The sequence below is a fragment of the Gimesia aquarii genome (assembly GCF_007748175.1).
Lineage (GTDB): Bacteria > Planctomycetota > Planctomycetia > Planctomycetales > Planctomycetaceae > Gimesia > Gimesia aquarii_A.
In genome coordinates, this window is sequence record NZ_CP037422.1 from 24,398 (window position 1) to 42,651 (window position 18,254).

Genomic DNA, 18,254 nt, shown 5'->3' on the forward strand with positions numbered 1-18,254 from the left:
ACGATTGAAGACGGAATCAAAATATAAAGCGTCTGAAAAGTAATTCAGATTCAATCGTATTCGACACACCAGATTTAAAAAGGTTCTTCAACCAGAAAGACGGTCAAAGATCTTGCGCCGTGGGCTCCGATGACCAGAGATTGTTCGATGTCGGCGGTTTTGGAGGGGCCCGCCATGAAGGTGCCAAAGCTTCGGTTTTCGAAATGGAGCTTTTCATAGGCGGCATGCATGTGCGGTACGACTTCTGAAGCGGGTACCAGCAAGGCCACGTGTTGCGACAGGAAATACAGGGTCCGTAAAGGGCCGCCATCGTTGGTGATCCAGGTCGCGCCATTTTCGGCCACGCAGAATTCACCCGGCAAAATGGCAAAGTCGATGTCCTTGAAATCATGTGGATCAGTGACGTCATCCACATTGACCGTCGGTTGACCACAATCAGGAATCAGTGAGCAGATATTATTTGATTTTTGATAGACGGGTAGTTCTGCCAGTCGCTGATTGACTTCTTCGACGTTCTTTACCTGCAGACAGAGACCTTTGATCGAAGCTAACAGGTCAGAAAACTGCTGACGTGGATCGGGGTAGGTGATCCATTGTTGCGTCAACTCTGGCTGTTGCAGGTCGGGCAATTCGGTTTCTGGAATGGACTGTTTCCGGAGTTTGTTTAAAATAGCTTCTCTACTTGCGGTCATGATTTTGTTTCATCCACTCTCGGAAACTCTGTTTAGGCATGTCAGGCAGCTCGCGCTGTTTTCCCCAGGCATTAAAGGGATTGTAAACTAAAAACCGTGGTAAATAGGGCACAATCTTGCGAGCCATCTTTCCTACGAATTGGTACAGACGCGGTGCCTGCATCATCCAGCTCATCATTTTCATTGAAAGACGTTTTGAAAGCGGAAGGAGCCCTTTCAGACGAATTTCCTTCCGCCACGTCAACAACTGATGATGCAGATCGATTTTGACAGGACAAACATCGGTGCAGGAAGCACATAAACTGCAGGCGAACGGCAAACTGGAATTTGCTTTCGTATCATGTGCGGCCCCCAGGATCGAACCAATGGGTCCGGGAACAGTGTTGCTGTAACTATAACCGCCGCTACGTCGATATACGGGGCAGGTATTCATGCAGGCGCCACAACGTATGCAGTTCAGAGAACGACGGAATTCATCGCTGTCTGCAATTTCACTACGGCCATTATCCAGCAGAACAATATGTAATTCGCTATCAGGGGCGGGACCGTGAAAGTGGGAGGAATACGTGGTGATCGGCTGCCCTGTAGCCGAGCGTGCCAGGAGTCGCAGGAAGACGCTCAGATCAGAGGCGCGGGGAATGAGTTTTTCAATCCCCATGCAGGCAATGTGCAGTTTGTTCAGCGACGTTCCCAGGTCGGCGTTGCCTTCGTTCGTACAAACCACAAATCCGCCTGTATCAGCAATGGCAAAATTCACACCTGTGATGCCGGCGTCCGCTTCAATAAACTTTTGACGTAAGCGTTGTCGGGCAGATTCCGTCAGATATTGCGGGTCGGAAGCTCCTTTTTCGGTGCCCAGTTTCTCATGAAACAACTCGCCAATTTCTTCTTTTTTAATATGAATCGCGGGCATCACAATATGACTGGGGGGTTTGTCCTGCAGTTGAACGATCCATTCGCCGAGGTCAGTGTCAACGATTTCAATTCCATGCCGCTCCAGATACGGATTGAGATGACATTCTTCGGTGAGCATCGACTTGCTCTTGACGACGCGCTTAACCTGATGCTGCTTTAAAATGCTGTGCACGATTTCGTTATGTTCTTTGGCATCCCGTGCCCAGTGAACGTGAACGCCTTTGGCTTTCGCATTCTTTTCGAATTCTTCCAGCAGATCAGGTAAATGCGAAACCACATACGATTTGATCTTCGAGGCTTGCTCGCGCAGCAGTTCCCACTCTGGCAACTGATGGACGGCCTTGTCACGTTTCGAACGTACGAACCAGAGTGACTGGTCATGCCATTTGGCGCGCTCTTTATCTTTGACAAATTCATTGGCTAATTTTGGATGTGAAGGCATGTTATAAACACTCGGCAAAAATTTCGGAGATATGCATCACCCGAATCGGTTTCTTTTGTCTGCGGATGATTCCATCCAGATGCATTAAGCAGGACATGTCGAGGGCGGTCAACACTTCTGTTCCCGCTTGTTCATGGTCATGAACGCGGTCTTCTCCCATCATACAGGAGACGGCTTCCTCCGCGACGGCAAAGGTGCCACCAAAACCACAACATTCATCGGCTCTCTGAAGCTGGGTCACTTCAAGCCCTTCGATACTCTCAAGTAATTCCCGTGCGGGACCAAATGGTTCTTTTACAAGTTCGCTGGAACTGGCTAGTCTGAGTTCACGAAGACCGTGGCAACTTTGATGCAAACCGACTTTGTGCGGAAAGCGTCCTGCTAGTGTTTTGATCTCCAGAACACTGGTCAGATAGTCGCAAAGTTCATAGGTCTTTGCTTTGAGTTCGTCGTATTCCTTGTTTTCAGAGAAATATTCATCGTAATGGTGTTTCACCATGGAAACACAACTGCCCGAAGGACAAACAACGGCATCATAGGACTTGAAAATTTCCAGAAAGCGCTTGGCCAGTGGAACGACTTCATTCGTGCAACCGGTGTTTGCCATGGGTTGTCCACAACAGGTCTGGCTTTCGGGATATTCAACATCGATGCCAAAGTGTTCCAGAATCTTCAGCGAGGCAATGCCTACCTGCGGGTAGAGCTGATCAACGTAACAGGGAATAAACAGACCGACTTGGGGTGCCATTTTCAGAACTCAAACGGGGTATCAGGGGAGGTATAGAAAAATTGTTATGAACTCCTCTCCTTTATAGTCCGATCAGTTCCGATTGCCAAGCCGACGCCGATAGAAGAGGCATTGATGTGCACCTAAATGAGTCAGATCCCTAAAAAAAGGAATCGATCACAATACTAAAGTTTGTTGATTTATTAGCGTCTTCTTGGAGAAGCGGTGGTTGATGGCCTCTCTGAGTCACCAGATTGGAGTCGATCTCGTAAACCACTCAGACGTATGCATTACGCGGCAGGTCTGACAGAAGCGGCGGTTTGCCAGTTCGTCTGAATATGCTTCAGATTGAGCCCGCCTACGACCAGATTACTGACGCCGGGGTTACTGAGTACGAACGGAATGGCTTCTTCTGGTGGCAGCTGCCCTGACGCAAGTCCTTTTTTGATGATGACGCCGATTCCCTGTTGTGCTGCCTGATGAATGACATCTTCGAGCGAACGATCCTCAAGATGGTATTCAAGCATCAAAACATCCGCCCAGGTGAGTGCCGATGTGACTCCCGAAACCGTTTTTCCCGAAAGACCGATCCAACGAATCTGGCCCGCTTGTTTTGCTGTCTGTAAGACTTCGACGGCATCCGAGTCATTTAAAATCGATTCCTCATCGCCGTTGGAATGGATCAGTACGATATCAAGTACATCTGTCTTTAATCGCTGCAGACTTCTCTCGATGCTGGACTGCAAGCTGGCACGAGAAAAGTCGTAAGTGGATTCCCCGTTTGCGAATGTTTCACCGATTTTGGTCGAAAGTAAAAACTCTTTGCGACGATGCGCAAGAAACCGACCAATTCGTTCTTCACTGATTCCATAAGCGGGAGCGGTATCGATATGATTGATTCCGAGATCAAGAATGGAATTCAACAAATGGTCGGTTGTTGCATCATCGGGCAGATCGTAGGACTGGCTATATTTGATTTGCTGGTTTCGGCCAATCTTGAAAGCGCCAAAACCCAACGCGCTGATTAAAAAGCCAGTGTTTCCTAAAGGTCGATATTGCATGTTTCTCGGAGTTTCATTGTGTCGATGGAAAAATCAGGCTACATCTTCTAGAAAGTTAAGATCGTCAAGCGTCACCCAGTTTTCTGCTGTTTCCCAGAGAGGTTGGGCAACCAGTGGTCGAGGTAAAGCGGAAAAGGATTCCTTCCAGGGTGAATCCTCAAGCGTGGGTTTCACATTCATCTCATCCAAATGTTGAAAGATGTCTGTCGCCAGACGGGGCGCCAATGCTAATTTTGTCGGCCAGGCTGTCAACAAGTTGCCTTCTTTCAGTATCTGTGGTGTCTCAGGCCTTAAGCCCGATTTCGTTGCACCTTCTGCCCGGTCTACGGAGTACGTATTCCATTCCAGACCGGATAGATTAATACCGGGGATCGAAGCCGATAGTTCTCGGGCTGCGTGCTGAATCAGTTCAAGGCGATTCAGTTTGACACCTGTTTCAGAAACTTGACCACCTAGCTGCCAGACAGTTCGGCCTTGTGAATCCGTATCCGATGTGATCGTGATTCTCGTCTTCGCGCCATCGACGCAGTGTCCATTAAATTGAGGGAGCGCGCCACGCACCAGTGTCATGTGAAGTGGGCGTTTTTGCATGACCGGATTCTCAGAACCCGGTTGCTGTCGCGCCAGAGTTCTGAGCGGCTCGTTTCCCCTGCCTGCCGTTAATAAGACAGCCGCCGTTTCAATTGTCAGTGGGTCTCCGTCTGGATCGGGAATCTGAATCGAAGAGATCTGTTTGTCTTCATCCAAATGAAACGAAAGCTGCTCCGGGTCATATTTAATCATCTGATCTCTCAGAGTAGCAGACAAATTGGCGACGAGGCTTTGTGGCGAGATGACTTGTTCTTCCATTACAGCGATGGAACCGGGACATTGAGCGAGTAATTCAGGAGTCTCTTCCGCAGAGAGCTTTTGGGGCGCAACCCGTAATCCCATTTTGGCCCCAAACATTCCCAACCGGGAGGAAACAGAATCGGTGCGCCAGAGATAACAATGATGGGATCGTATCTCAGTGTCCGATAAGTCAGGCTGCGCTTCGCCCTTTAATGCGTTTCTCCAGATGAGAGGCATCTCTCGAATTCCGTGTGCGGATCCGGTCATCATGCCCTGAAGCGTGTATTTTAAACCTCCGTGAATGATTCCTTGAGAGGCAATGGTCTGGCCACTTCCCAGTTCGAACGCTTCAAGAAGAATGCAACGATATCCCCGCCGGCTGGCCTCGTTTAAAGTCCAGAGTCCGGCAACGCCGCCTCCAAAAATAATCAAATCGACTTTTGGCACTGGGAGAATCCTTCCTCTGATAAAGATTTACATGTATCTTTATCAACCACACATCAAAAAGTAATTTCGAATGACCTCCGGTTTTACTATGTCTGACTCGATTCGAATAGACGAATCCAGCCTAAAATACTGATCAGAGTAGCAGTCTAGAAAAAAATGGCCGCAACAGTCTGATTTCCGTTGATTCAGCGAGAAATCTCCCGAATCAACTTTTGATTTGAACGATGGCCTCGACTTCGACGGCGATGTTGCCGGGAAGTGAGCCCATGCCGACAGCACTTCGAGCGGCACGACCGTTTTCTCCCAGGATCTGAACGATCAGATTACTAAAACCGTTAATCACTTGTGGGTGTCGTTGAAAATCTGGTGCTGCATTCACCATACCGAGGACTTTGATAAATCGTTCAATACGATCCAGATCGCCCAGATATTGTTTGAGTGTGGCCAGCATGGTCAGTCCGACCGCTTCGGCGGCTTCAACACCTTGTTCTTCCGTTAAATCGTCGCCGACACGTCCGGTGTGCATTGTGCCGTCCAATTTGACTGGTCCATGCCCGGAGACATACAGCAAGTCATCCACTTGAACCACAGGATTATAAATGCCACCTGGTTTCGGAGCTTCGGGGAGTTCCAACTGCAGTTCCTGAATTTTTGCTTCAACGCTCATGATGGTTTCCTGATTCTTTGATAGTTTCAAAACAAGAGGTAAGGCAGGTCATTAGAAGTTTTACACTGGTTTTCACCAGGCAATTTTACATGGGAAGGTGAAATATGTCTCTATTTACGCAGCGAACCGCATTTTGGGCCTTTTCGAGCCAAGATGGCCTCTAGAATAAATACAGGAAAAGTGATTTCCAATCGTGGGAACGTCACTCTTTTGAAAAACAGAATGATCCAAAACGGGACTCGTTTCGTTTTCCTGTTATAATCACAGTGAAAAATACGAAAAGCAGACAAAAATACTTTCGGTTTTTACCCCGAGGTAGTTATGATATTCGAGAGGCATTCGTCTCAAAACAAATACTCGTAAGGGAGTTAAGAAGAATATGGATGAGCTTTGGCCAGTTGCGGCGTTTGCGATCGGCGGGATCTGTGTCTTATTAGGCATTGTCTTTCTTGCACTATTCGCCCGGTATTTCAAGCTATGGATTCAGGCGTTTAGTTCGCGTGCCCGAATCGGCCCTTTTTCCCTGGTATTTATGTCACTGAGAAAAGTGAAGCCCTCGGTCATCGTCGATTCGAAGATCATGGCTGTTCAAGCAGGTCTTACAGATGTCCACACACAAGCACTTGAGGCTCATTATCTGGCGGGAGGAAACGTGCATCGTGTCGTCCATGCATTGATTGTTGCTCACAGGGCGGGCATCGATCTGGACTGGGATACCGCATCAGCCATTGACCTGGCCGGACGTAATATTATTACTGCTGTCGAAACAAGCGTAGATCCTAAGGTGATCGATTGCCCCGATCCTAAGAAAAGCGGTCGACCGACGCTGGATGGTGTCGCAAAAGACGGAATTCAACTCAAAGCACGCGCAAGAGTCACGGTAAGAACCAACTTGAAACAATTAGTCGGGGGCGCGACAGAGGACACCATTATTGCTCGTGTGGGTGAAGGAATTGTCTCTGCCATTGGTTCGTGTGAAAGCCATAAACAGGTGCTGGCGAATCCCTCAGTCATTGCGCGGGAGGTATTGAATCGCGGTTTGGACTCACAAACCGCGTTTTCCATTGTATCGATTGATATTGCCGACATTGATGTGGGCGAGAATGTTGGAGCCCGTTTGAGAGCAGATCAGGCAGAGGCCGATGTGCGTGTTGCTCAGGCCCGAGCAGAAGAACGAAGAGCGGAAGCCGTGGCGTCAGAGCAGGAAATGTTAGCTAGAACTCAGGAAAACCAGGCAAAAGTTGTTTTGGCCGAAGCAGAGATTCCGCTGGCAATGGCAGAAGCCTTCTCAGAAGGAAGCCTCCGAGCAGCAAAATAGACTACTTTTTGTTCAGTGTTCAGAAACCATAGCGGTCGAGTCAATCAATCCGTCTGTAAGGGATTGAACAGCATGAGAAATGCTATCAAAGCTAATTTGTAGCGTCAGTCGATGATAAAAAAGCCAGACAGGATGTGTTTTTGTAAATACTGGTTGAAATTTTGGTTGGTGATTGACTAATATTATGTCAGTAACAGCAGCAGGAGGTTGTTGTGGACTGAATTCTCCGGACCACCTCGAGAGAGTTTTTGTTTACTTATGAGTGACTTAGCAACAATAAATATTACGGAAAAACAACTGGACCTCCTGTTATCAGGTTTGCGTTACGTACGCAGTGCAGAAAAGTTACGAGTCGAAGAGCCGACTCCCGAATATGTTCGGAGCCGCACAGAGAAACTCAACGAGATTGAAACCCTGGTTGACACTCTGAATTCTTCACCACGCAAACAAAGTGCTTCTCAGGTTTAATATTTTAGAGCGCTTCGGTTGAGTTTGCTTCCCTGATTCAATTCAATAGGTGTTTCTTTCTGCGCGCAGATGATTAATTGTCTGTCGATCGCTTAGTTAATATACCTGTTGAATGGGAATATCACGCCATCTATGCGTTATGAGCATGTTTGTGTTGAAGGTGTGAGTTGTACTCTGCCTCCCAACATCGTTACTTCTGATGAAATCGAAGCGCGTTTAGCTCCCGTCTATGAACGGCTCGGTTTGCCTGCTGGTCGATTGGAATTGATGACGGGGATTCAGGAGCGGCGGTTTTTTGATCCCGGGACTCTGCCGGGTACGGTCAGCGCGCAAACCGTCAACCAATTACTGGAAGAAAGCCAACTGGATCGTGAATATCTGGGGGCTTTGATTCACGGTTCTGTATGTCGAGATCAACTGGAACCAGCTACTGCCAGTGGTGTGCATCATGCAGCGGGTCTGCCCCAAGACGCTCTGGTACTTGACATCAGTAATGCCTGTCTTGGTTTATTGAACGGTATGGTGTTTCTGGCAAATATGATCGAAATGGGTCAAATTCGTGCTGGAGTGGTAGTCGGTACGGAAGTCGGTCGCGATTTGGTTGAAGGAACAATCGACGATCTGTTACATGACACGACGTTAACCCGCAAGTCCATTAAAAATGATTTCGCTTCTCTCACGATTGGGAGTGGATCGGCTGCGATTCTGCTCTGTGATCGGAGTCTGAGTAAAACGGGTCACCGCTTATTAGGTGGAACTTTTCGAACGGAAACTTCGAGTCACGAACTCTGTGCGGGAGGTGTAGAAGCACAAAAGCATGGGGATCATCGTCCCCGGATGCAGACAGACTCAGAGTCACTCTTAGTTGCTGGTGTGAATCTGGCGATCCCCACCTGGGAGGCAACAAAAAAAACACTGGGTTGGAACAATGAGGACGTCGACCGCGTTTTCACGCATCAGGTTGGAAAAGCCCATCGTAAGTTACTTTTGGAAAAACTGGGGCTTGATCCGGGTCTGGATTATCCAACGGTCGAAATGCTTGGTAATACCGGAGCTGCCGCCTTGCCAATGGCCTGGGCGCTGGGTATTCAAAACCAGAAGTTGCAGAAAGATGACCATGCTGCCTTACTGGGAATCGGCAGTGGACTCAATTCTTTAATGCTGGGTGTCCAGTGGTAATTTTGGGATAGACTAAAAAAGTTTATCTCTGAAGCACTCTCTTCTTTCCAACATTTACTCCTAAGTCAAGGCTTGATTAGGGGGACTTTGCCGATTGGGTATTTTGGCAAAAAGGTTCGGCTTGCGTTGTCAATTTGGATTTCGACTTAGTTATCACTCTCTAGTTCCTAAGTTGAGTCAGTTACTTCAAAACCGAACAAACGGGATGATTATTCTGAGCGCTATAATCCGATCCAAAGGAAAGGTTATCCATCAAAAGGAGGACTTGTTGCGCGCAGTTCAGAAATTGCTGGTGATTCATTCCAACAATTAATAGAACCTCAAATTCTTCAACTCACTACGTATCAGCAAGGAATGCGAAATGCGTCCAAGCGTCATTTTATCTCTGAGTCTCATTACTTTGTCTGTGACAAAAGGAACGGTATCAGCAGAACCAGTTCAAGCTGAGCTTCCACCATCTCCGAACGCGCAAGCGAAATACGATGGAATTGATGCGGAAATCAAAGAGCCTGAAGAGGTCTTTCAACCAGTTTCACAGGAAGAACCGAAAGTAGATGTAACAGAGACAGAAGAAGAGATCATCGAAAACGATCCCCTGCCACCGAAGCCGGCAACGAATCCCTACAAGGCACTTTTTTTTGATAACACGTTTGAGGCGTATATTAACAATCCGTCGAGTCCCCCACTGCTAGGGGAGAGACTGAAAATGATGTGCTTTGGTGATGAATGTGCGCCCCACATCGTATCAGTGGGAGGTGAGATACGGCATCGCTGGATGCACGAGCAAAACCGTCTCAGACCGGGTGGTCCCGCTTTAACGGATTATAATCTCTGGCGTTGGCGTCAATATGTGGATCTGCATCTCAATGAGACACTGCGATTCTATGTGGAATTGTTGGATGGTTCTATCTTTGACAATGACATTGCACCAACGCCCATTGATATCAATCGCTGGAATCTACAAAATGCTTTTGTTGATATTAAACTGAATGAGTGGGGTGGGGACCCTGCCTATTTCCGTTATGGTCGACAGGAATTGCTTTATGGTGCGCAGCGGCTCGTCTCTCCTCTGGACTGGTCAAACACGCGACGCAACTTTGAAGGCTTTAAATATTTTCACCATTCTGATTCCTTGCATATCGATGCATTTGTGACGAACCCTGTAAATAGTGCTGCAGGAAATGGTCCCTTTACCGAGCTCGACAGCGGAAGAGATAAGCCGGATACCTCGGTCACATTCAGCGGAGTCTATCTCACATTTCTATCAGACTCACCACAGTTGCTAGATCTTTATTACCTCTGGTTGCGCGATGAAACAGTAACTCCAAATCGTCCTGATGGTTCGCGGCATACCATCGGAACCAGATTTAGAACCACGTCTGAAATTCAGAATGAGTACTGTGAAGTTAGCCGAATCTGGGAATTCGAAACAGAAACCGCCTACCAGTTTGGAAACGACAACGGTCAAAGAGTGTCTGCAGGATTCTTTACTTCGGTGTTAGGGCATACATGGAAAACACTCCCCTGGCAGCCACGTTTGAGCGGACTCTTCTACTGGGGGTCAGGTAACCAGAATCCCAATGGAGGCACCAACAACACCTTCAATACGCTCTTTCCATTAGGACATGCCTATTGGGGGATTATCGATAATCTCTCGGGACAGAACCTCTATGATTACAGCTTGCAGATGAATTTGAAACCAGCCAAAAAAATCGACTTCGTGGGCGCGTTCCACTGGTTTGAAAAAGCGACCTCCAACGATTTTCTTTATAACGTAGCTGGTGCTCCTGTCGGAACATTGGGTGGAAGTCGGGATATCGGTCAGGAACTCGACATGATCGCGACTTATACTTTTAACCCAAACTTCAATATTCAAGCCGGGTATTCCTGGTTCTGGTATGGATCTTTTGTGGGTACGAACATTCCGCCACGAAATACGGCAACACAGTTTTATGTGCAGACCACTTTGAGATTTTAGGATGCGAACCTTCAAAGTGAATCACTCAATGTGAATGGATCAATGTTCGATTATTTTAATTGTTCATCGATCCAGTTCGCCATTTTTTCTACCTCTTCATGAATGGTCGGCCAGGGGTGGCCACCCCCTTCTTTAACGATTAACGTGACGGGGACATTGGCCTTCTCCAGTGCGGCGACCATGGTTCGAGATTGCTGAATGGGAACCATAAAATCGGCTGTTCCATGAATGAAGAGAAAGGGAGGTAATCCTGGTTTCACAAGTCTGGCGGGCGAAAAGGCTGTCCGCAATTCATCAAGCTTATCTTCGGCGATGGTCTCAGAGCCTTTGGGTGTAATCAGCCGCCGAATGGAATTTGCGAGTGGGTCGTTGCCCCGAATGTCGATTTTCAAGCCACCATAATTCATCAGATCGGTGGGCGGGAAAAAGACACCCACTGCTTTCACACGGGTTTTTGCTTGTGGATCATAGGCGGAGACTGCCGCCATACATGCCAGATGCCCTCCTGCTGAAGCTCCCAGTAATGCCAGCTTATCGGGATTGATTTGGTATTCTTTGGCATGCTCTTTGACCCAGAGAATGCCTCGATTCAGATTCTCCAGCATTTCAGGACCATTGAATTTTTTGATCGACCCGGGTCGCACAGCAAAGACCGTGTACCCTCGACTGCAAAAAATATCGAACATTTTGGCCCGCTTGTGGTCCCGGATTTTCCCGCGATCAGAATGGTAGGCGCCCGATGCCACATCAACAATGGCTAATCCGTTAGGCTGACTTTGAGGGGTGAAAATATCCAATAAGAGACCCACGCCATGTACTTCCGCATACACTACATTTTTTTGTTGTTGGTAGGGAAGGTTAGATGCCTCATATGCCGTAACCGTTTTGACGGAAAGGGTTAAGAGGAACAGGCAAATAAGAGAAAATCTACAGCCAGTCTGCGGAGTCAACATGATGTCACACCTGATCTTAGGTTGAAATCGGCAAAAAAACGATACGAATCGGAATTCATTAAAAAAAATCACAAGCCTGGTAGTATCTTAACGAATAGTTTTTATGAACTGAAATAAAAAAGGAAAGCGACATGATCATAGTAGGCTTTGATCATGAATTCTTACCAGAAAACTCTCGCAATTGTTTCAAAAATCCATCTAAAATAGGAACAGAGGCACATTTCTTCAGGGACGCCCGTCATGAGTCGAATAAATAAAAATCGAAATCTATCCCGGCGTGATTTCATGCAGCTTTCTGCATTAGGAGTTCTCGGTACAGGGATGTCCGGCTGGTTACAACGTCTGGCGGCGGAAACAGCCGATGATCCGCAGAGAAAGCGTGCCTGCATCCTGCTTTGGATGTCGGGGGGTCCCAGTCAGTGTGATACGTTTGACTTAAAGCCCGAGCATGAAAACGGGGGACCGTTCAAACCCATTGATACCGATGTGCCGGGCATTCAAATTTCGGAGCACCTGCCCAAATTGGCGAGCGTGATGAAACACCTGGTTCCCATTCGCTCGATGAGTACCAAAGAGGGGGACCATACCCGTGCGACTTATTTACTGCGCACCGGTTATTTGCCTTCCGGTCCTCTCAGCTATCCCACGATGGGATCACTGTTGAGTAAAGAGTTGGGCGCTTCCCATTCGGAGCTACCCAATTTTGTCAGCATTGCCCCGAACAGCACATTGAGTCCGAATGCCTATGGGCCCGGTTTTCTGGGACCGCAATATGCGCCTCTGGTCGTGGGGGAAGGGACCGGCCTGATCCAAACAGATGACCAAAATGTAGACACCGCTTTGAAAGTGAAGAATCTGGCCTTGCCGCAGGGAATCACACGCAAGCAGGCTGACAGCCGATTATCGATCCTGAAAGATCTGGAAGATGATTTTATTGCCACGCATCCGGGCATTCCCACAAACAGCCATCGCAGTGCTTACGAAGCAGCTGTAAGGATGATGCGTTCCAAAGCTATTGAAGCGTTTCAACTTGATCAGGAATCGGACACGCTGCGAGATGCCTACGGCCGGAATCGGTTTGGTCAAGGCTGCCTTTTGGCACGGCGCTTAATCCAGCAGGGAGTTCCCTTTGTTGAAGTTTCATTAAATGGAGTGCAGGGAACGAATGCCTTTGGTTGGGATACCCATCAGCAAAACTTTGAAGCGGTCAAAAGTTTAAGTGAAGTCCTGGACCCTGCCTGGGGAACATTAATGACCGATCTCGAACAACGGGGACTTTTAGATTCAACGTTGATTGTCTGGATGGGTGAATTCGGGCGTACCCCGAAAATCAATCAGAACACAGGCCGCGATCATTTCCCAGCCGCCTGGACCACCGTATTGGGTGGGGGCGGCATTCGCGGCGGACAAGTCATCGGAAAAACAAGCGAAGACGGCATGAAAGTCACCGATCAACCCGTTGCAGTTCCCGATTTGATGGCGACCATATGTAAGGCACTGGGCGTTGATCCGGAAAAACAGAATATGTCCAACATCGGGCGGCCCATTCCTCTCGCCGATCATGGTGCTAAGCCGATTGAGCAGATATTGAAAAGCTAAATCAAAAGACGCTGTAAATCACAATTTGAATTGCCAGCGCCAGACAAGCCCAGATTTTCAGATTCTGATACCAGTGGGTCGCATTCTCCGGTGTCGTTGTTTCCCGTGGTAACTGTAAGACCCACAATAAAACAGCAACCAGCGTTCCGATAAAGAGCAATCTTACGCACCACAGCGGAACCTGAAGTACAAGGTCGCGAATCAAATTACCAATGTGATGTAAGGGCGTCATGCTTGCCTCTTTTGTGATTTGGTTCCGAAGACCAGGCCTTCAATTTTTTCTGCCGGCTCTGGCTTCGTTAAGAAACTGATAATGACAATCAGAGAGAAAGCGACCACAAAAGCCCAGATCGAGAAATAGAGGAATGGTTCTGAAATCTGGAACAGAGGGTCGATCCCCAGTGAGGTATAGACGACCTCATGGTTCAGTGTGAATAAGGTAATCGAAAAACAGACGCCGACCACGAAGCCGACAAAGGCGGCAATTCCCGTCGCCCGTTTCCATAAGAGGCCTGTGAGTAAAATGGCAAAGGCGGGTCCCTGGAAGAACGCCATCAAAGTCTGGAAAATTGTGTAAATACCCTCGCTTCGCGTCATCAGAAAGAAGGAAAAGCCAATGGCCCAGAGCACGAGAATGAACGTAACGATCCGTCCAATTTTCAGTAAGGATTCATCACTGGCATCTTTGCGAAAAAAACGTTTGTAAAAGTCGTTGGTGACAATTGTTGATGCCGAATTCAGATAGGAATCGATGCTGGACATCAACGCTGCCAGAAACGCTGCCAGAAATAACCCCTTCAAACCGATGGGGAGCAAATGTGAAATGAGTTCAGGAAACGCCTGATCTCCGTCGGTCAGCTCAGGAAATTTCACAAACGCAATGAGGCCCGGTACGGCTACGACGACCGGTATCAGGTTCTTTAATAACGCGCCCCACACATAAGCGGCTTTGGCATCAAATTCCGTTTTTGCGCCCAATGATCTCTGCACAATGGCCTGATTACCAATCCAGTAAGCGGGGCTCAAAATCAAAGCCAGTCCGAAGAAGATCCCCGTCCAGGGGAAGGGTGTATCCGCGTCGGCAGGTAAAATCAAAGAAGTATGTAGTTCATCTTGTGCGGCATCAAGTGTTTGCTCTTCAGCAGCAACTTCTGCTTGTTTCGCTCTTTGGACTTGTTCCTGCTTTTTAATCTCCGCATGGAATTGCTCAACTCCTCCGATGTCAATGATGCCTAAGACCAGCACCAGTAAACAACCACCAATCATGATGACGCATTGAATCATGTCGGTATAGACGACGGCTGCTAAACCACCGGAAATCGTATAAACGCCCACCAGCAATGCGGTCAGATAGATACAGTAGTTTTTGTCGATTTCGAGGAGGGGATGCATCATTTCTGCGGAAGCGAGTAACATGATGCCCAGGTTGCAGGCCATGAACAATAGCCAGCAAACCGCCAACGCAGAGCGAACGGCGACATTAAATCGACGTTCCATATATTCGGGAATCGTATAAACACCACTCCGCCAGAAGAAGGGAATGAAAATAAACGCCCCGATGATCATAGCCGGTACACAGCCGATCCACTCGAAATTACCAACGGCCAGCCCATGCGAAAAAGCAGCACCTCCGGTTCCCACAATATCAACGGCACCGATGTCGGTTGCCACCAATGACATGCCAATTGCCCACCAGGGAAGTCGTCGTCCAGCCAGAAAGTAATCGGCACCGGTCTTGATTTTAGAACCGATATAAAGTCCCAGGGCCAACGTCCCAACCAGATAAGCTACAATGACGGCATAATCGAGGGATGCCAAAGTCTGCATAGTTGATTCACCCTTGAATGCATCTGAGATCACGAAAGACCGAGAGATCTCTGACAGAAAATAACCAGAACGTCAGAGAGAATTTTCCCTACGATACAATCAATGAATCAATAAATCGACTCTTCCCGTCTCGAAATCAAGCCAGACACACTTTTCAGCGATGAGAATGCTACGCATATTCAGATATGGACAATCATTTTTTCTTTTCGATCAGAATCATTTTTATTTGCGGGATCAGCAGATCAGCCACCATTTTCTGACCTGCTGTATTGGGATGCACGCCATCCAAAAGGAGATCGTGGGCGGAATGTCCTTCCGCTTTTGCGTAGTTTTCAAAGGCAGCATAGACATCGATCAACGGTACCTTTTCCTCCTTCGCAATAGTTCTGACGATCGCCGCATACGATTTGAGAAACACGTTAAATCCATCAGGATCGTCGGGATCATAGGGCGGCTTGCCATAGAGTGTTTTCATTTTTTCGTTCCATCGCATCGAATTGGGTGTCATCAGAATCACTTCAATATTTTTATTTCGAAGTTGTTTGATGAGAGATCGCAGGTTGGCTTCGTACTTTGCTTTTGAGACACGCGACTGCTTTGCCGGTGGTGTTCGCCAGACATCAACAGAGGAATCATTGATACCATACTGAATGACCACCAGATCAGGTTGGTGCCGCAATACATCATTTTCGAAACGGGCCATCGCCTGTGAAGTCGTGTTTCCCCCTATTCCGGAATTGATCACATTGACGGGAAAACCCAACTGCGGAAGTTCTTTCGCAAGAATCTTAGAATAGACAACCAGCGGACCGCGCGTCGCCGTTGTGGAATCACCGAATGTGACGATGGTGAATTGTTCTGTCGGCTCTTTCTCTGCTGCCTGCAGCGAAGGATAAAGCAGGCTACCTATAATCAGTGAGAAGCAGAGTATGAAAGATACAGCACGATAAAACATGGATAACAGTCCTGTCTGTGATGCAATAATATTGAGTTGTCTAACATGCCAGGCAAGCAACTTCTTAAAACAGAGCGGCGATGCCACGTTCACGGCGACAGCTGGAGAGTTGCGCCAGATGAAAGCCGACATGGCTGGTTAGTATATGCGCCAGCAGTTGCCCGTTCGTTTCAATGGCTGTGCCGTGCAACAGTTCGACCTGATGAGGTTGTGCCATTGCTGCTGCATCCGCGTTGGCTGCCAATGTTCTCAATGTTTCGTAAGCACTTGTATTCGCATTGATCAGCGATTCACACGTCAAGCTTGTGTCCGGCTCAACTTCATCACTCGATCCGGGGCCAAACTGGGGAGCCCATTTAGGATGCGTCAAGCTCCCTCCCAGGAAAGTTTGTCCCATTTCACCAACAATCGCGAGGTGACCCAGAATCCAGACCGGAGGATGTCCATGCCCTTGCCCCGGAGTGAAGAGACACTCCTCAGGCAGATCCGCCATCATGGTTGCGAGCAGATCCAAGAGGAACTGGTTGAGTGTGATTTCATTTTCAAACACTTATTGAATCTCCATAAGTGATAAGAAATTATCCGTCAATATTTCACTGAATGTTAAAAAATGGATCCATTCTAATCACAGTCGATTGAGTGGATTCCGATTTGTATCACTTATCTTGTAAAGGATTCATTTTGGTGAATCAAGTTAAAGTTCAGGGATGGGATCTTCGTCCTTGATATCGACTTCTTCCCAGTTCGCTTTCCCGTTTTCATAACGCAGGATGCGATGTTTACTGCCGGGAGCAGGTTTCTCGTTGATAGTAGGTAGCCAGGCGCGATGTTCTTTGATTAACGCAGCGAACTTGGGATCGTTACTGAGATTCTTCCATTCATTCGGGTCCTGTTTCATGTCGTAGAATTCTTCCGTACCATCAGCATAACGGATGTAGCGATAATTCTCGGAGCGCACTGCCGTATTATTACGATTATGTGAGGTAATGGCGGGCCACTTGCGGGGTGTGTTTGCGTCTTTTAATTGAGGAACCAATGAGTGGCCTTCCAATCCCGCTTTGGGAGGTAACTTACATAGCTGCAACAATGTGGGATAGATATCCAACAGTTCGACTGGCTTGCTGCAAACAGCGCCTTCCGTAATGCCTGGTCCGGCAAAAATTAAGGGCACGCGAGTCGAACGATCCCACAATGTGTTCTTACCGGTGATCAGCTTCTCGCCGAGATGCCAACCATGATCGGACCAAATGACAATGATTGTGTTTTCAGCAAGATTGTTTTTCTCCAGCGCATCCACCACACGCCCAACCTGACTGTCGACAAAACTAGTCGACGCGAGATAGGAACGAACCAGATTTTTCCACTGATTGGCTTCCTGCAGAAACTTGAATCGAGGTTCGGGGAGTTTCCAATGCAGGTACCAGGAAAAGCGAGGTGTGTCATCGCGGTCGTTTTCGAGGAGCGGTGGCAATTGTAAGGTCTCTTCAGGGTAGAGATCAAACCACTTTTGAGTCGCATAGCAGGGAACGTGAGGCAGGAAAAAACCAGCCGAAAGAAAGAACGGTTCTTGCGGTTTTTTATTTAACTGATCGACGGCCCAACTCGCGACTTTCCAGTCTCCTTTGTCTTCATCTTTATGAGGAAAGGTACCCCAATCGACAAGCGGATGTGGGTTCGGCGTCTTGACCAGTTTTTTCGGAGGTTTGACGCCGACTCCCGCGGGTGGACCCAGCACATTAAATTCCTGGTCTTTTTTCTTTCGTCCATAACCACCATGATAAATCTTTCCGGTGCTGTATGTTTTATAGCCATGTTGCTGAAGGTATTGAGGGAGCGTGACATGGTCTTTGAACTTGCCAATCGTACGAAACCAGGGGGCCAGTCCATACACTCCGGTTGTAGAAGGACGTAGCCCTGTCATCAGGCTGGTGCGCGAGGGGTTACAAAGCGGTGATTGACAGTGTGCGTTGTTAAACAAGGTACCTCTCGCCGCCACCCGATCAATATGCGGGGTTTTGATTTGAGGATGCCCTTTCAGACAACCAATCCAGTCGTTCTGGTCATCAATGGCAATAAACAGAATATTTGGCTTCTGTGCCGCCCAGAGCGGCGAACAAACAGACCAGATTACAACCATCGTGAGTAGCCATCGCATCAGAAGTACCTTTCAATGAACCTTCGAATATTCAACGCAA

17 protein-coding genes are annotated in these 18,254 nt (G+C 48.0%); 5 read left to right on the forward strand and 12 right to left on the reverse strand.

The window, feature by feature from the left end; all coding sequences use genetic code 11:
• Positions 1-74: 74 nt before the first annotated feature.
• The 6 genes from V202x_RS00105 to V202x_RS00130 all read right to left on the reverse strand — a co-directional run bounded on the left by V202x_RS00105 (position 75) and on the right by V202x_RS00130 (position 5,782).
• The gene (locus V202x_RS00105; protein ID WP_145170058.1) at positions 75-692 is read right to left on the reverse strand and encodes a lactate utilization protein C; all 618 of its coding nucleotides are present in this window, start codon (positions 690-692) and stop codon (positions 75-77) included.
• The gene (locus V202x_RS00110; RefSeq protein WP_145170060.1) at positions 679-2,049 is read right to left on the reverse strand and encodes a lactate utilization protein B; all 1,371 of its coding nucleotides are present in this window, start codon (positions 2,047-2,049) and stop codon (positions 679-681) included. The genes V202x_RS00105 and V202x_RS00110 overlap by 14 nt, the downstream gene beginning before the upstream one ends.
• A 1-nt stretch (position 2,050) precedes the next feature.
• A complete protein-coding gene (locus V202x_RS00115) occupies positions 2,051-2,797 on the reverse strand; it encodes a (Fe-S)-binding protein (protein WP_145170062.1) in 747 nt (248 codons plus the stop codon).
• A 269-nt stretch (positions 2,798-3,066) separates the two neighbouring features.
• Positions 3,067-3,837, reverse strand: a complete 771-nt coding sequence (locus V202x_RS00120; RefSeq protein ID WP_145170064.1) for an aldo/keto reductase — start codon at positions 3,835-3,837, stop codon at positions 3,067-3,069.
• Between the two features lie 33 nt (positions 3,838-3,870).
• On the reverse strand, positions 3,871-5,115 hold the full coding sequence (locus V202x_RS00125; protein ID WP_145170066.1) for an FAD-dependent oxidoreductase: 1,245 nt from the start codon (positions 5,113-5,115) through the stop codon (positions 3,871-3,873).
• 205 nt (positions 5,116-5,320) lie between these two features.
• Positions 5,321-5,782: a RidA family protein gene (locus tag V202x_RS00130; RefSeq protein ID WP_145170068.1), complete on the reverse strand. Its 462-nt coding sequence runs from the start codon at positions 5,780-5,782 to the stop codon at positions 5,321-5,323.
• 379 nt (positions 5,783-6,161) lie between these two features.
• Here V202x_RS00130 and floA point away from each other — a divergent pair, with 379 nt between their 5' ends.
• The 4 genes from floA (at position 6,162) to V202x_RS00150 (ending at position 10,725) form a co-directional block, all read left to right on the forward strand.
• Positions 6,162-7,100, forward strand: coding sequence for a flotillin-like protein FloA (gene floA / locus V202x_RS00135; RefSeq protein ID WP_145170070.1), 939 nt, complete (start codon positions 6,162-6,164; stop codon positions 7,098-7,100).
• Positions 7,101-7,358: 258 nt separating this feature from the next.
• A complete protein-coding gene (locus V202x_RS00140) occupies positions 7,359-7,568 on the forward strand; it encodes a hypothetical protein (RefSeq protein WP_145170072.1) in 210 nt (69 codons plus the stop codon).
• A 132-nt stretch (positions 7,569-7,700) separates the two neighbouring features.
• Positions 7,701-8,747 (forward strand): 3-oxoacyl-ACP synthase III, encoded by a 1,047-nt coding sequence (locus tag V202x_RS00145; protein WP_145170074.1) that lies wholly within the window; start codon positions 7,701-7,703, stop codon positions 8,745-8,747.
• Positions 8,748-9,108: 361 nt separating this feature from the next.
• Entirely contained in the window at positions 9,109-10,725 is a 1,617-nt protein-coding gene (locus V202x_RS00150) for an alginate export family protein (RefSeq protein WP_145170076.1), read from the forward strand.
• A gap of 50 nt (positions 10,726-10,775) precedes the next feature.
• Here V202x_RS00150 and V202x_RS00155 read toward each other — a convergent pair whose 3' ends face one another.
• Complete coding sequence (locus V202x_RS00155) at positions 10,776-11,678, reverse strand: alpha/beta hydrolase (protein WP_145170078.1); 903 nt, start codon at positions 11,676-11,678, stop codon at positions 10,776-10,778.
• A 240-nt stretch (positions 11,679-11,918) separates the two neighbouring features.
• On the opposite strand from V202x_RS00155, the gene V202x_RS00160 reads away from it, so the two are divergent.
• The gene (locus V202x_RS00160) at positions 11,919-13,277 is read left to right on the forward strand and encodes a DUF1501 domain-containing protein (RefSeq protein ID WP_145170080.1); all 1,359 of its coding nucleotides are present in this window, start codon (positions 11,919-11,921) and stop codon (positions 13,275-13,277) included.
• A 1-nt stretch (position 13,278) separates the two neighbouring features.
• On the opposite strand, the gene V202x_RS00165 is transcribed toward V202x_RS00160, so the two are convergent.
• The 5 genes from V202x_RS00165 to V202x_RS00185 form a co-directional block, all read right to left on the reverse strand.
• On the reverse strand, positions 13,279-13,509 hold the full coding sequence (locus V202x_RS00165) for a hypothetical protein (RefSeq protein WP_145170082.1): 231 nt from the start codon (positions 13,507-13,509) through the stop codon (positions 13,279-13,281).
• Entirely contained in the window at positions 13,506-15,104 is a 1,599-nt protein-coding gene (locus V202x_RS00170) for an SLC5 family protein (protein ID WP_145170084.1), read from the reverse strand. The genes V202x_RS00165 and V202x_RS00170 overlap by 4 nt, the downstream gene beginning before the upstream one ends.
• 193 nt (positions 15,105-15,297) lie before the next feature.
• A complete protein-coding gene (locus V202x_RS00175) occupies positions 15,298-16,059 on the reverse strand; it encodes an SGNH/GDSL hydrolase family protein (RefSeq protein ID WP_197993136.1) in 762 nt (253 codons plus the stop codon).
• Positions 16,060-16,123: 64 nt separating this feature from the next.
• Positions 16,124-16,609: a DinB family protein gene (locus tag V202x_RS00180; protein WP_145170088.1), complete on the reverse strand. Its 486-nt coding sequence runs from the start codon at positions 16,607-16,609 to the stop codon at positions 16,124-16,126.
• A 144-nt stretch (positions 16,610-16,753) separates the two neighbouring features.
• The gene (locus V202x_RS00185; protein ID WP_145170089.1) at positions 16,754-18,214 is read right to left on the reverse strand and encodes a sulfatase; all 1,461 of its coding nucleotides are present in this window, start codon (positions 18,212-18,214) and stop codon (positions 16,754-16,756) included.
• Positions 18,215-18,254: the final 40 nt, after the last annotated feature.